The sequence below is a fragment of the Streptococcus sp. 29896 genome (genome assembly GCF_032594915.1).
GTDB classification, from domain to species: Bacteria; Bacillota; Bacilli; order Lactobacillales; family Streptococcaceae; genus Streptococcus; species Streptococcus suivaginalis.
This window is the reverse complement of the sequence record NZ_CP118733.1, coordinates 1,342,749-1,359,724: the sequence shown is the minus strand read 5'-3', so window position 1 is coordinate 1,359,724 and position 16,976 is coordinate 1,342,749. Positions and strand designations below refer to the sequence as shown.

Below are 16,976 nucleotides of genomic sequence, written 5' to 3'. Positions count from 1 at the left end.
AGGAATGGAAAATGAATTTGGTGAAAGCGGATTGGTATCGTATTCGTAAGGAAAAGTTGTGCTTGGTCAGTCTGGGAATTGTGGTGATGTTGAGTCTGATTTTGGCCTATAGTAGCAGTAAGGACCTTGAGGTGACTGGTGCCCAAGATATCTTATCCAACTGGACAAACTTGTTGCCACTCTTTTTTGTGGCACCAGCCAAGATTTTCTTTGGGGAGGATTTTCAGTTTCGGACAGTCAATAATAGCCTAGTACGTACCCAGAATCGTTTGAAGATTTTAACTCACAAGTGGTTGTCTAGTGTGGGACTTTGCGTCTTCTATGTCTTATTTGCCTATATGCTGACTGGTTTTGCTCGTCAAATGATGAATGGGGCAGCAGATTACGGGGTTCTTTTAGAAGGTTTTGTTTATCAGTTGCCCTTTTATATTGTGATTGCTAGTTTTTGTACAATCTTGTTTGTTGTTTTCCCCAAAATTTATCAAGTTTATATGGTGTATATTCTGATTGCCTTCTTATTTGATCAATTATTCATGATGGCGACAGGTATTCTTCTTAAAACGGATTTTTTTGCGGACTTTATGATGTTTTCACAATTATCTGTCGCGGCGGGGACCAAAAATCTACTGTCACTGCCTTCTATCTTGGCATTTGTTTTTAGTGTTGTTTATGTAAGCTGCGGTGCTCTACTATTTTCAAAAAAGGAATTGAAGTAAAATCAAGCAATCTCGCAAGAGATTGCTTTTTATGAAAACGTATTATTTTGATTTTCAAGGTAAAAGCTAACCTTTATGACTAGAATGTGTTATACTAGGTAAGTTGCAAGTCTGATACTGGTTTACTCTGCGAAAATCAAAGCCATCCGTTGTCAACTCGTCTTGGTGAGTGAAAAGCTCCAGTGGAGCTTTTCAGCTTGTTACCTACAAACAAGGAAGTAACAGTGTTCTACCTTCGACTAATTGACACGAACAATGTTCGTAGGATTTCCCAGCTTCAACAGTCTATTCCTAGACTGTTGTGACACGAACTCAGTTCGTAGGATTTCCCAGCTTCAACAGTCTATTCCTAGACTGTTGAAGCTAGGCTAATTTTGATTTTCATTGAGTAGTAGTTCGCTGCCAGTGGAAATAATTGTTACAAAAAAGTGAGATAAGGTAGCTTCGCACTGCCTTTTAGAAAAGAGAATACATTGAAATTTACAGATTTACAGTTGTCAGAAGACATTTTGCTTGCCGTTGAGAAGGCTGGTTTTGAAACGCCGTCACCAATCCAGGAGCAGACCATTCCGCTTGCTCTGGAAGGAAAAGATGTGATTGGTCAGGCCCAGACGGGGACAGGGAAAACCGCAGCTTTTGGTCTGCCAACCCTCAACAAGATTGACATCGACAATCAAGCTGTTCAAGCCTTGATTATTGCCCCAACGCGTGAGTTGGCGGTGCAAAGTCAAGAGGAACTCTTCAAATTTGGCCGTGAAAAAGGAGTAAAAGTTCGCTCGGTTTACGGTGGTTCTAGCATTGAAAAACAAATCAAGGCCCTTCGCTCTGGTGCTCATATCGTAGTTGGTACACCTGGTCGTCTTTTGGACTTGATCAAACGCAAGGCTCTCAAGCTTGACGGCGTTGAAACCCTCATTCTTGACGAAGCGGATGAAATGCTCAACATGGGCTTCTTGGACGATATTGAAGCGATTATCGAGCGTGTGCCAGAAAGCCGTCAAACTCTTCTATTTTCTGCGACCATGCCTGAGCCAATCAAGCGTATCGGTGTCAAGTTCATGAAAGAGCCTGAGCACGTTAAGATTGCGGCCAAGGAATTGACCAACGTCAACGTGGACCAATACTATATCCGTGTCAAAGAAAATGAGAAATTTGACACCATGACACGCCTCATGGACGTTGACCAGCCAGAATTGTCTATCGTCTTCGGTCGTACTAAGCGCCGTGTTGATGAATTGACTCGTGGTTTGAAACTTCGTGGCTTCCGTGCAGAGGGTATCCACGGAGATTTGGACCAGAACAAGCGCCTTCGTGTTATTCGTGATTTTAAAAATGACCAAATTGATGTCCTTGTTGCGACGGACGTTGCGGCGCGTGGTTTGGATATTTCAGGTGTAACGCATGTCTACAACTACGATATTCCACAGGATCCAGAAAGCTATGTTCACCGTATTGGTCGTACAGGTCGTGCGGGTCAATCAGGTCAATCTATTACCTTTGTTTCGCCAAACGAGATGGGCTACTTGGCTATTATTGAAGATTTGACCAAGAAACGTATGAAAGGTCTCAAGCCAGCAACTGCTCAGGAAGCATTTGAAGCCAAGAAGAAAGTTGCCTTGAAGAAGATTGAGCGCGAAATGGCTGATGAAACCATCCGTAGCAATTTCGATAAATTCAAGAAAGATGCAGTTAAGTTGGCCGCTGAATTTACCCCCGAAGAGCTTGCGCTCTACGTACTCAGTCTGACCGTACAAGATCCAGATAGCTTGCCAGAAGTGGAAATTGCGCGTGAAAAACCACTGCCATTCAAGTTTGCTCCTGGTCAAGCCAAGGGTAAAGGTGGACGTGGTGGTCGCGACCGTGATCGTGGTGGCCGTCGTGACGGTGACCGCAACCGAGACCGCGGAGGACGCCGTGGCGATCGTAACGACCGCAACCGTCGCGATGACAAGTTCAAACGTGACAACCGCCGTCAGGACAACAAAAAACCACACCAACGTACATCAAGTGAAAAGAAAACAGGCTTTGTTATTCGCAATAAGGGCGAAAGATAAGCAAACTTAAGAATGTTATGGAGTATTTCCTATTGGAAGTACTCTTTTTCATTTATTATCGTGACTATTGAAATCAGTCCACCTATTTTTACACTACCAATTAGATTGGAATACTTTTGGCACAATTTCTATTACAATCGGCAGACTTGTTTATTGATTCCTTGTCACCATTCCTTAGGCGATCCATTTAAAGTTTATTAAGATTTGCTAATAGCAACCGATAATTACTTGATTAGAACTGTGCAGTATGATAGTATGACAATGTCTATTGATATAATAATATTAAGAAATGGGGGCCTTTTTATGAGAAAAGGAAGAAAAGGTTTTGATTGGTATGCCGCTAAACAGCGTTTTTCAATCAGAAAATTTCATTTTGGTGCTGCTAGCGTACTTTTAGGGGTATCGCTGGCATTGGGGGCGGGTAGTAAGGTAAGTGCTACCGAGGAAGTACCTGTTCCTCCCGTGGGGCAAGAACTTGTTGTTAGTGAAGAAAGAGCAGATGGATTGCCTCTTTCTGAAGATGTTTTGCCTGCAAAATCTACAATTTTGGCTGTTACCGAACCTTTAATTGAAGAATCAGTTGCTGTTCAACCATCTGAGGTTTCTCAAAACGATATAGAAGAGGCAGAAGTCCAACCATTTGTGGATGAAACACCTAAAACCAGACAGGCTGTGTTTTCTTACACTGTGAGATATGTTGATCAAACCGGTACAGTTCTGTTATCTGAAACCTTTTCTATAGAGGTAATGACAGTCGATGAGCAGGCTAGCCATAATTTAAACCTTCCATCTAAATTACCAGAGGGTTATCGCCTGGCAGTAGATCAGGATGAAGAACAGTTGGTGACTATTGTTGAAGGTCAAGAGAATCTTATTACAGTCCGTCTTGAAAAAATCGAAGATGCGGAATTGGAAAAAACTAAGGAGTCAGCTTCAGCCGATGATAGGAAAACTATTCCAGTTTTTGAAAATACGGAGGTAGCGACACCAAAGTCTGAGGAAGTAGCAAAAGACCATTTTGTTTCGGCTCCAGAACGGACTGTACATATTCCATATAAGGTTATCCAGACCGATGTGGAAACAGGTGAAGAGAAGAAACTTGGTCAAGTAGGCTATGTTTCTGTAACCACTACTGACGAAATAGCCAAGACTGAGGTAACAGTTACTGCTGAAAAATTGTCTTCGAATTATCGTTTGGCAGATGGTCAGCCAAATGTAATGACAAAAGTTGTGACGGAAAATGAAACCAATATCCTATCCTTTGCTGTGACGCGTAAAAAAGATGAGAAGGATAATCCGTTGACAGAAACGACCACTGCAGCTAGTGGCAACACCGAAGGTACGAGTGGATTTAGGGCTATTCCTGCGGAGAATAGAACTGCTTTTTCAGGTACACAAAACTTCAAAAACTACCAAGGAGTTAGCCGAGATAAGCTATTAAATCAGATTACATGGATTGATTTTTCGGATACTAGTACCATTTCGGGAACTGGTACCGCCCCTAACCAAGCTGATGGTAACAAATTAGCCCCATCTCTTCGAATTGGTACTAAATATAAGAAAGTTATTGCTCCAGGTTATGAGGTAACTCTGGAAGTAATCGATCTAAAACCTTTTGAAGCAACGGATATTTATAAAGAACGGGTTGCTGGAACAGATCGAGAGAAATATTTTGATGCAAATCGAAAAAACCATGTCATTAGAACAGGTGAACAAGCAGAGATTATTGCTGTTAAGCAGGATACGACCTGGTCGCAGGCGGCTAGACAGGGATTGAATTTTGGTAATAAAGCAGTAACCCTACAGTCTCACAAGGATGGAGGAAACGTAGGGGTCATCTTCCGTGGGTCTGCAACTTATCTTGGTAAATCTGTTCCGATAAATTTTGTCATGATGGAGTCAGAAGAAGCTAAGAGGGATGAACTTGTCATTTTCACGACCAATGGAGAAAATTTTGAACTTCTTGGAGAACTATCTAACAATTTGACCTTGTCGTCCTACAGTCCCATCACGACGGCCTACTTCCACGATAGAAATAAATTTGAAGATGTCACTATCCCCAACAATTGGGCGGCACGTTTTAATCCTTTGGACTATGTCAATGTTGGCACGTCAGAAACCATTGCAACTGCAGGACAAACCTCAACAGAGGGAAGTATGACCCTGGTAGATGGGTTAGGTACTAAGGTTTTTGGGCCAGTAACAAACCGTATGAAGTCCAATGTTGCTCCGAATGAGGAGTATTCAACACCTATTTTGCTTACTAAGAATGCTTCAGAAGTAGGGATGTTTATCACTTCAATGGGTAGACAGTCTGCCATGATTGGGGTCATGGTCTATGATGAAGGGGATGCTCCAGCCTCATATGGGGAAGGTAAACACGCCCTTAACCTCAATGTTGCGGATAAGAACCCATTTCTAGGAACTGTAATGGCTGATTTGGATTTTGTACCAGAGGCTATTCCAGCTGACGCTGCTCCATGGTATCGTGATGAGCTAATTAACCAGTGGGACGAGGGACCGATTCAGCTCATGGGGGCAAGTAATGCGGCTAAAAATAATAATAATTATACATTGCATCATTCTTCCAATGGTACCTATGAGTTAAAACTACAAGCATCGGCAAATGGGAATCCAAAGGCTCATATGCAGGGATGGATTGATTTCAACAATAATGGAATTTTTGATGCAGGAGAGGCGTCAGGAATTGTCGAAGTAACAGCAGCAAATACCTATACACTAAACTTTAGTGGGATTCCTCAAATTATAGATACGGACTTAACCAAATTAGGTGTTCGTGTTCGTATTGCTGTAGATAGAAATGATGTTTTGACCCCACATTTGACGGCTTTTTCCGGGGAAGTAGAAGATTTCCAGGTACAGTTAACACATCCACCTAGAGGTAGCAAAAAGGAAACCTCCGCTAGCCAAGGGGAAAGACAAAATGCAACGATTGAATTTTCTGCCTTTGGTAAAAATTCATATGAAAATACTACCGCGAAAATTGATGAAAATGTGCCACCTTCTATCGTCAAAGAAAATGGTCAATTAGTTCAGGATAGTGAGTTGGTTGATGGCTACTATGTCGTGCCAGGTGAGGGTCGCTATAAGATTACTGCTAATGGTAAGAATGTTGATGTAGAATTTATTCCAGAAGCAGATTTTGTAACTAAGCGTGCGGATGGTAGCATTGTCAAACAGGCCAAGGGGATTACGATTCGTCGAACAAGTACAGTAGTGGATCAGGCTGGTAAGGTTGCCTATACAACTGGATGGACTGCGACAACGGATGTACATGGAGTTGCTAATATTTCGGACCAGACCAATACCATGGATGGTAGGTACATACCACATGTTGTTGCAGTTGTCCCGAGCGGTATTGATGCTACTTCTAGCGCTGTTCAAGGTGCTGTTCAGACTGGTAGACCGACCTTCGTTCCAGGGACAACCTCCACAGGTGCTCAAGTTCCGATGGATACAAATACGACAAAACTATTGGATGATAGTTCGAATCCAGTTGATACTACAACGGCCTATGCGATGGTTAATGGAGTTCGAACAGCAGTGGGTGAGTACACCATTTCCAGACCTGATGGCACCGTTACCTATACACCAAATGAAGAAGGCAAACGTTTCATTGGTAGTTTGTTACCTGTAACGGTTCAAGCTAAGGATGTCAATGGTTCTGCAGCAAGGGCGACCTATACTCCTACGATTACACCACTTAGCCCTACTGCAGTTGCAGCGACTTCGATTGGTGTACAAGGAAAAGAGCAGACAGGTCGTCCGACCTTTGCCAAAGGCTCTCAGATTGACGGTGTGGGTGAACTGGTTTCGTCGACGTTGACCCTGCTTGATGCTAGTGGTCAGCCTGCGACCAGAGTAGAAGTACCTAATCAAGGTAGCTATGTCTTGCATTCGGATGGCAGTATTACCTTTAAACCACTACCGAATTACTATGGCACTCCAACTCCAGTCAGTGTTCGTCAGGCGGATAGTAATGGTACGACCGTTGTTACCTCTTACTCACCAAATGTTATTGAAGTTCGTCCCATTGCTGATCCAGATAAGACTTACGGCTTAAAAGGGGCGGAGCAAACTTCTAGGAGTGACTTCTTTACTGCTGGGCAAATTGATTTGAATGGTGATCAGGTATATGATCCAGCTTCAGAGGTTGTAGCCTTAAATCCTGCTAGTCGTAAACTCATCAATCAACAAGGTCAGGAAGTAGACAGTGTTCAAGTGGATGGTGAGGGTGTTTATCGTTTGAATAGCGACGGCACCATTACCTTTACCCCAGAGCCAAATTTTGTTGGACTGGCTAGCGGTGTAACAATCACTATTGCGGATGTCAATGGGACCAAAGTATCCACTACCTATGTACCTAAGGTGATTGATATCCCTGAGGATGAGCTTAGAGAAACAGTCAAGCGAACCATTCGTTACATCTATGCAGATGGTCGTGAGGCAAGTGCAACTGTTGAAAAAGTTCTCCAGTATACACGGACTGCGACAGCCAACCCATTGACAGGAGATATTACCTATAGTCCTTGGATATCTGCTGATGACGATTTCCCTGAGGTAACATCCCCAGTCATTCCAAATTATACAGCCAGTCAGCTGGATGTTGCGGAGCGGACCAATGTTCCAGCAGAGGCGGTGGATGAGACCATTACGATTGTCTATCGTGAACATGATAAGCAATTAGCAACCTTTACATATAGGGTTGTGGATGGACCTGAGTTGGCTAAAGACCAGGAGATAGGTTACTCCTCTGCACCTATCGCTTATACAACAGATGCTAAGATTGCTGAAATTGAGGCGCGTGGCTACGAACTGGTTGACGATGGATATACAACAGACCAGAATAAGACCTTTGATAGGGATACAGCGCGAGTTCAGAACTGGGATATCTTATTCCGGCCTAAGACAAGTGTAACAACTCCAGACCAACCGAAGACCCCAGGTGATCCGGCAAATCCCGATAATCCAGCTAGTCCTCGTTGGGAGGAAGTGACCAAGACCATCACTCGTACAGTTTCTTATAAGCTTAATGAGGTGGATGGACCAGAAGCTCCAGGAACCAGCAGTCAGTCAAACACTGTTACGTTTGAGCGGACTGGTACCTATAACTTTGTAAGCAATCAGATTACCTATACTAATTGGACAGCTAAGAATAACGATGCAACTTTAGAGGGGTATGCTTTACCAGAGGTATTAGGCTATACAGCGACCAAAGCAAGAGCAAATGGAGAGGAAGTGTTGCCACTTTCAACAACGCGTAATAAGACGGTTACCCATCAAGATAGTGATATTACTGAAATTGTTGTCTATACTCCTAATATTCAGATTGGTAAAATTAGCTTTATCAATGTCACCAATCCTAGTCAAGAAGTGCTTGTAGAAGAGATTGCTTTGACGGGTAAAACAGGTGAAACCTTCACAGTTGATACGACTGATACGATTGAAAAATACAGACAGCTTGGCTATGAAGTTCGAGATATGTCCAACTATGATAAAGATGGGGTATTCTCACCAGATCCGAATAGTCATGATGAGTTTGTTTACCATTTGACTGAAAGAGTTGTTCCGTACGATCCTGAAAATCCAGACCCAACGATTCCAAAATGGCCAGATTCTGTAAAAGGGATTGTCACCAAAGATGAAGTCAAGCGGACCATTTCGTATGTAGATGAAGCTGGAGCGCCTTTATCTCCTGTATTTGAAGATACAGTTAGCTTTACTCGAACTGCTACGGTTAATCTGATAACAGGGGCAGTTACTTATGGACCTTGGCAAGCAGTTGATAGTGATAAGGAATTGGCGGGTAACCCATTGCCATCCCTAGCAGGATATTCTGTTAAGCGGACGACATCGGATGCCGTTGAAGTAGAGGCCAGTGTGACTGAAACACCACGTTTGGTGGAAGCTGAAGCTGCTGATATTGTGGAAGTTGTTACTTATCAAAAAGATAGGCAAGAGGCGATTATCCGCTTTGTCGATGTGACCAATCCACAGGCCAAGAAGGAGTTGAATACCATCTCCCTATCTGGTAAATCTAGTGAGGAGATTGGCTACGATGTAACACCTCTTGTGAACTCATATGAGGCTTCTGGCTATCTTGTCAGCAATAAGCATTCCTATGCTCCAACAACTCCTTATGACACAGATAAGGATGTTCCTCAAGAGTTTGTATTTGAATTGGTTCAAAAGACCACTCCTAGCACCCCAGACAATCCACAGACCCCAGGTACACCAGTCGATCCGACTAATCCAAATGGACCACGTTGGGAAGAAGTGACCAAGACCATCACTCGTACAGTGGCTTACAAACTGGATACTGTCGACGGTCAGCCAGTTCCGAATACCGAAAGCAAGACCAATTCTGTCACCTTCGAGCGGACGGGTAGCTACAACCATGTGACCAAGCAGGTGACCTACACCGAATGGACAGCTAAAGATGGCGATAGCACTCTGGAAGGTCAGGCTCTACCATTGGTGACAGGCTATGTGGCTACTACAGCGACTAGAAATGGTCAGCCAGTCACCCCAGGCGCAACGGCAGAAGTTATCGAGGCGACAGCTACGACAGATAATGTAGATGAAATCGTAGTCTACAAGGCGCTCGACTCTTGGACCATCACTCCACCGCCAGGTACAGATCCAGTGCCACCAATTCCGTATCCAAACCATCCGACGGACCCAACCAAGCCGGGAGATCCAACCCCGACCCCAGCGATTCCGAAGGTGGATGGCTATGTGCCAGTTGGACCAGATGGCAATGAGTTACCTAAGGATCCAGATGGCAATTACATCCCACCAGTACCGACTGACCCAACGCAACCAACAATCATTACTTACAAGGCACTAGAGCAGAAGGCTGTTATCCAATACTTGGAAGAAGGCACCAACAAGGTTCTCTCTCCAGCCGATGAAGTAACTGGTCTAGCAGATCAGCCAATCGTTTACAGTACCGCAGAAACCATTGCCTTGATTGAAGAACGTGGCTATGAACTGGTGCAGGATAACTTCCCAAGGAATGCGACCTACGACCGCGATAGTTCAAGTCCACAAGTGTACACAGTTGTGTTCAGAGAGAAAGTGGTCACAACCACCCCAGACAATCCACAGACCCCAGGTACACCAGTCGATCCGACTAATCCAAATGGACCACGTTGGGAAGAAGTGACCAAGACCATCACTCGTACAGTGGCTTACAAACTGGATACTGTCGACGGTCAGCCAGTTCCGAATACCGAAAGCAAGACCAATTCTGTCACCTTCGAGCGGACGGGTAGCTACAACCATGTGACCAAGCAGGTGACCTACACCGAATGGACAGCTAAAGATGGCGATAGCACTCTGGAAGGTCAGGCTCTACCATTGGTGACAGGCTATGTGGCTACTACAGCGACTAGAAATGGTCAGCCAGTCACACCAGGCGCAACGGCAGAAGTTATCGAGGCGACAGCTACGACAGATAATGTAGATGAAATCGTAGTCTACAAGGCGCTCGGCTCTTGGACCATCACTCCACCGCCAGGTACAGATCCAGTGCCACCAATTCCGTATCCGAACCATCCAACAGATCCGACCAAGCCGGGAGATCCAACCCCGACCCCAGCGATTCCGAAGGTGGATGGCTATGTGCCAGTTGGACCAGATGGCAATGAGTTACCTAAGGATCCAGATGGCAATTACATCCCACCAGTACCGACTGACCCAACGCAACCAACGATCATTACTTACAAGGCACTAGAGCAGAAGGCTGTTATCCAATACTTGGAAGAAGGCACCAACAAGGTTCTCTCTCCAGCCGATGAAGTAACTGGTCTAGCAGATCAGCCAATCGTTTACAGTACCGCAGAAACCATTGCCTTGATTGAAGAACGTGGCTATGAACTGGTGCAGGATAACTTCCCAAGGAATGCGACCTACGACCGCGATAGTTCAAGTCCACAAGTGTACACAGTTGTGTTCAGAGAGAAAGTAGTCACAACTACCCCAGACAATCCACAGACCCCAGGTACACCAGTCGATCCGACTAATCCAAATGGACCACGTTGGGAAGAAGTGACCAAGACCATCACTCGTACAGTGGCTTACAAACTGGATACTGTCGACGGTCAGCCAGTTCCGAATACCGAAAGCAAGACCAATTCTGTCACCTTCGAGCGGACGGGTAGCTACAACCATGTGACCAAGCAGGTGACCTACACCGAATGGACAGCTAAAGATGGCGATAGCACTCTGGAAGGTCAGGCTCTACCATTGGTGACAGGCTATGTGGCTACTACAGCGACTAGAAATGGTCAGCCAGTCACACCAGGCGCAACGGCAGAAGTTATCGAGGCGACAGCTACGACAGATAATGTAGATGAAATCGTAGTCTACAAGGCGCTCGGCTCTTGGACCATCACTCCACCGCCAGGTACAGATCCAGTGCCACCAATTCCGTATCCGAACCATCCAACAGATCCGACCAAGCCGGGAGATCCAACCCCGACCCCAGCGATTCCGAAGGTGGATGGCTATGTGCCAGTTGGACCAGATGGCAATGAGTTACCTAAGGATCCAGATGGCAATTACATCCCACCAGTACCGACTGACCCAACGCAACCAACGATCATTACTTACAAGGCACTAGAGCAGAAGGCTGTTATCCAATACTTGGAAGAAGGCACCAACAAGGTTCTCTCTCCAGCCGATGAAGTAACTGGTCTAGCAGATCAGCCAATCGTTTACAGTACCGCAGAAACCATTGCCTTGATTGAAGAACGTGGCTATGAACTGGTGCAGGATAACTTCCCAAGGAATGCGACCTACGACCGCGATAGTTCAAGTCCACAAGTGTACACAGTTGTGTTCAGAGAGAAAGTAGTCACAACTACCCCAGACAATCCACAGACCCCAGGTACACCAGTCGATCCGACTAATCCAAATGGACCACGTTGGGAAGAAGTGACCAAGACCATCACTCGTACAGTGGCTTACAAACTGGATACTGTCGACGGTCAGCCAGTTCCAAATACCGAAAGCAAGACCAATTCTGTCACCTTCGAGCGGACGGGTAGCTACAACCATGTGACCAAGCAGGTGACCTACACCGAATGGACAGCTAAAGATGGTGATAGCACTCTGGAAGGTCAGGCTCTACCATTGGTGACAGGCTATGTGGCTACTACAGCGACTAGAAATGGTCAGCCAGTCACACCAGGCGCAACGGCAGAAGTTATCGAGGCGACAGCTACGACAGATAATGTAGATGAAATCGTAGTCTACAAGGCGCTCGGCTCTTGGACCATCACTACACCGCCAGGTACAGATCCAGTGCCACCAATTCCGTATCCGAACCATCCGACGGATCCGACCAAGCCGGGAGATCCAACTCCGACCCCAGCGATTCCGAAGGTGGATGGCTATGTGCCAGTTGGACCAGATGGCAATGAGTTACCTAAGGATCCAGATGGCAATTACATCCCACCAGTACCGACTGACCCAACGCAACCAACGATCATTACTTACAAGGCACTAGAGCAGAAGGCTGTTATCCAATACTTGGAAGAAGGCACCAACAAGGTTCTCTCTCCAGCCGATGAAGTAACTGGTCTAGCAGATCAGCCAATCGTTTACAGTACCGCAGAAACCATTGCCTTGATTGAAGAACGTGGCTATGAACTGGTGCAGGATAACTTCCCAAGGAATGCGACCTACGACCGCGATAGTTCAAGTCCACAAGTGTACACAGTTGTGTTCAGGGAGAAAGTAGTCACAACCACCCCAGACAATCCACAGACCCCAGGTACACCAGTCGATCCGACTAATCCAAATGGACCACGTTGGGAAGAAGTGACCAAGACCATCACTCGTACAGTGGCTTACAAACTGGATACTGTCGACGGTCAGCCAGTTCCGAATACCGAAAGCAAGACCAATTCTGTCACCTTCGAGCGGACGGGTAGCTACAACCATGTGACCAAGCAGGTGACCTACACCGAATGGACAGCTAAAGATGGCGATAGCACTCTGGAAGGTCAGGCTCTACCATTGGTGACAGGCTATGTGGCTACTACAGCGACTAGAAATGGTCAGCCAGTCACCCCGGGCGCAACGGCAGAAGTTATTGAGGCGACAGCTACGACAGATAATGTAGATGAAATCGTAGTCTACAAGGTGCTCGGCTCTTGGACCATCACTCCACCGCCAGGTACAGATCCAGTACCACCAATTCCGTATCCGAACCATCCGACGGATCCGACCAAGCCGGGAAATCCAACCCCGACCCCAGCGATTCCGAAGGTGGATGGCTATGTGCCAGTTGGACCAGATGGCAATGAGTTACCTAAGGATCCAGATGGCAATTACATCCCACCAGTACCGACTGACCCAACGCAACCAACGATCATTACTTACAAGGCACTAGAGCAGAAGGCTGTTATCCAATACTTGGAAGAAGGCACCAACAAGGTTCTCTCTCCAGCCGATGAAGTAACTGGTCTAGCAGATCAGCCAATCGTTTACAGTACCGCAGAAACCATTGCCTTGATTGAAGAACGTGGCTATGAACTGGTGCAGGATAACTTCCCAAGGAATGCGACCTACGACCGCGATAGTTCAAGTCCACAAGTGTACACAGTTATGTTCAGGGAGAAAGTGGTCACAACCACCCCAGACAATCCACAGACCCCAGGTACACCAGTCGATCCGACTAATCCAAATGGACCACGTTGGGAAGAAGTGACCAAGACCATCACTCGTACAGTGGCTTACAAACTGGATACTGTCGACGGTCAGCCAGTTCCGAATACCGAAAGCAAGACCAATTCTGTCACCTTCGAGCGGACGGGTAGCTACAACCATGTGACCAAGCAGGTGACCTACACCGAATGGACAGCTAAAGATGGCGATAGCACTCTGGAAGGTCAGGCTCTACCATTGGTGACAGGCTATGTGGTTACTACAGCGACTAGAAATGGTCAGCCAGTCACACCAGGCGCAACGGCAGAAGTTATCGAGGCGACAGCTACGACAGATAATGTAGATGAAATCGTAGTCTACAAGGTGCTCGGCTCTTGGACCATCACTCCACCGCCAGGTACAGATCCAGTACCACCAATTCCGTATCCGAACCATCCGACGGATCCGACCAAGCCGGGAAATCCAACCCCGACCCCAGCGATTCCGAAGGTGGATGGCTATGTGCCAGTTGGACCAGATGGCAATGAGTTACCTAAGGATCCAGATGGCAATTACATCCCACCAGTACCGACTGACCCAACGCAACCAACGATCATTACTTACAAGGCACTAGAGCAGAAGGCTGTTATCCAATACTTGGAAGAAGGCACCAACAAGGTTCTCTCTCCAGCCGATGAAGTAACTGGTCTAGCAGATCAGCCAATCGTTTACAGTACCGCAGAAACCATTGCCTTGATTGAAGAACGTGGCTATGAACTGGTGCAGGATAACTTCCCAAGGAATGCGACCTACGACCGCGATAGTTCAAGTCCACAAGTGTACACAGTTATGTTCAGGGAGAAAGTGGTCACAACCACCCCAGACAATCCACAGACCCCAGGTACACCAGTCGATCCGACTAATCCAAATGGACCACGTTGGGAAGAAGTGACCAAGACCATCACTCGTACAGTGGCTTACAAACTGGATACTGTCGACGGTCAGCCAGTTCCGAATACCGAAAGCAAGACCAATTCTGTCACCTTCGAGCGGACGGGTAGCTACAATCATGTGACCAAGCAGGTGACCTACACCGAATGGACAGCTAAAGATGGCGATAGCACTCTGGAAGGTCAGGCTCTACCATTGGTGACAGGCTATGTGGTTACTACAGCGACTAGAAATGGTCAGCCAGTCACACCAGGCGCAACGGCAGAAGTTATCGAGGCGACAGCTACGACAGATAATGTAGATGAAATCGTAGTCTACAAGGCGCTCGGCTCTTGGGTACCAAACATTCCAGGTCAACCAGTGACTCCAATCCCATATCCAAATCATCCAACGGATCCGACCAAGCCAGGCGATGAAGTTCCAACCCTTCCACATGTCCCAGGCTTTATCCCAGTTGGTCCAGATGGAGTGACCCCATTGCCGCCTGTTGATCCAGACGATCCAAGCAAGGGTTATGAGCTTCCACCAATTCCAACGGATCCAGGAGTTGATACACCGATTACCTACGTTCCAGAGGCACCTAAGTCATCGACAGTCACTGTGAAATATGTGGACGAATCTGGCAAGGACCTCCTTCCACCAATTATCACTGAAGGCAAGGTTGGTGATAGTTACACTAGCGAAGGCAAGGTTATTGAAGGTTATCTTCTTAAGGAAATTCCAACCAACGCAACGGGTACCATGGTTGAGGGTGGAACAGTTGTCACTTATGTCTATGTTCCAATCGGCTCTTGGGTACCAAACATTCCAGGTCAACCAGTGACTCCAATCCCATATCCAAATCATCCAACGGATCCGACCAAGCCAGGCGACGCAGTTCCAACCCTTCCACATGTCCCAGGCTTTGTCCCAGTTGGTCCAGATGGAGTGACCCCGTTGCCACCAGTTGATCCAGATGATCCAAGCAAGGGTTATGAGCTTCCACCAATTCCAACGGATCCAGGAGTTGACACGCCGATTACCTACGTTCCAGAGGCACCTAAGTCATCGACAGTCACTGTGAAATACGTGGATGAGTCTGGCAAGGAATTGATACCGTCGACCAAACTTGAAGGCAAGGTTGGTGATAGTTACACTAGCGAAGGCAAGGTTATTGAAGGTTATCTTCTTAAGGAAATTCCAACCAACGCAACGGGTACCATGGTTGAGGGTGGAACAGTTGTCACTTATGTCTATGTTCCGATCGGCTCTTGGGTACCAAATATTCCAGGTCAACCAGTGCCACCAATTCCGTATCCAAATCATCCAACGGATCCTACCAAGCCAGGCGATGAAGTTCCAACCCTTCCACATGTCCCAGGCTTTATCCCAGTTGGTCCAGATGGAGTGACCCCATTGCCGCCTGTTGATCCAGACGATCCAAGCAAGGGTTATGAGCTTCCACCAATTCCAACGGATCCAGGAGTTGATACACCGATTACCTACGTTCCAGAGGCACCTAAGTCATCGACAGTCACTGTGAAATATGTGGACGAATCTGGCAAGGACCTCCTTCCACCAATTATCACTGAAGGCAAGGTTGGTGATAGTTACACTAGCGAAGGCAAGGTTATTGAAGGTTATCTTCTTAAGGAAATTCCAACCAACGCAACGGGTACCATGGTTGAGGGTGGAACAGTTGTCACTTATGTCTATGTTCCAATCGGCTCTTGGGTACCAAATATTCCAGGCCAGCCAGTAACTCCAATCCCGTATCCAAATCATCCAACGGATCCAACCAAGCCAGGTGACGCAGTTCCAACCCTTCCACATGTCCCAGGCTTTATCCCAGTTGGTCCAGATGGAGTGACCCCATTGCCACCAGTTGATCCAGATGATCCAAGCAAGGGTTATGAACTTCCGCCAATTCCAACGGATCCAGGAGTTGATACACCGATTACCTACGTTCCAGAGGCACCGAAAGTCATAGCGAAACCAAGTCCTCCAAAGGCTAGTCCAATTGTGCCGTCCGTAGTTCAGCCTGCTACTAAGTCTGAGGCTCTGCCAAATACTGGAGAAATAGATTCCAGTGTACTAAGCCTGCTAGGTTTGAGTATGTTGACAGCTACAAAAATTGGCTTGAAAAAACGTCGTGAAGATTGATACCATGTGGTAACAGTTTAAATGACTAAATACGAGACATCCTCATTTACGAGGGTGTCTTTTTTAGGTTGTTTCCCTGTGGTAATGATTATGTTCCCAAAATAGAGTCTTTTAGTTTGTTTTTAGAAATATGTAACAATCGACAGACGGTGCTGGGGTAGAGCAGGGGAATTAATGGTGTAATAAAAGATGACCTATACGGTTAGGGCAGGAGGTAATGTACGGTAGCTCGAACAAGTGTAGGGTTTATTTGAAGTTGGAATTCGAGAAATGAAGCCTCCTTGTTCACTGGAGTAACAAAATAATAACAGAATGGCAATCAGTGTAATTTCAAGACAAATGTTACTATTTAAGAAGAATTTTGCACATTTTTTTGATATACTAGAAGTAATTAAATAGGAGGAAAGACCATGGGCGTTTTGACAATGGATAGAGC

General features: G+C 46.2%; 3 protein-coding genes. All 3 read left to right on the top strand.

Annotated elements, in window-relative coordinates:
* The first annotated feature begins 11 nt into the window (after positions 1–11).
* Positions 12–716 carry a hypothetical protein gene (locus PXH68_RS06275; RefSeq protein WP_248028740.1) on the top strand — a complete coding sequence of 235 codons (705 nt, stop codon included), beginning with the start codon at positions 12–14 and terminating at the stop codon, positions 714–716.
* A 473-nt stretch (positions 717–1,189) separates the two neighbouring features.
* Positions 1,190–2,770: a DEAD/DEAH box helicase gene (locus tag PXH68_RS06270; protein ID WP_248028739.1), complete on the top strand. Its 1,581-nt coding sequence runs from the start codon at positions 1,190–1,192 to the stop codon at positions 2,768–2,770.
* A gap of 303 nt (positions 2,771–3,073) precedes the next feature.
* Positions 3,074–16,540: a mucin-binding protein gene (locus tag PXH68_RS06265; RefSeq protein ID WP_316715506.1), complete on the top strand. Its 13,467-nt coding sequence runs from the start codon at positions 3,074–3,076 to the stop codon at positions 16,538–16,540.
* The last annotated feature ends 436 nt before the right edge of the window (positions 16,541–16,976 follow it).

What these genes read in the sequence shown, in the direction of transcription:
- PXH68_RS06275 (WP_248028740.1), top strand. Translation starts at nt 12, where the DNA reads ATGAATTTGGTGAAAGCGGATTGGTATCGTATTCGTAAGGAAAAGTTG.
- PXH68_RS06265 (WP_316715506.1), top strand. Translation starts at nt 3,074, where the DNA reads ATGAGAAAAGGAAGAAAAGGTTTTGATTGGTATGCCGCTAAACAGCGT.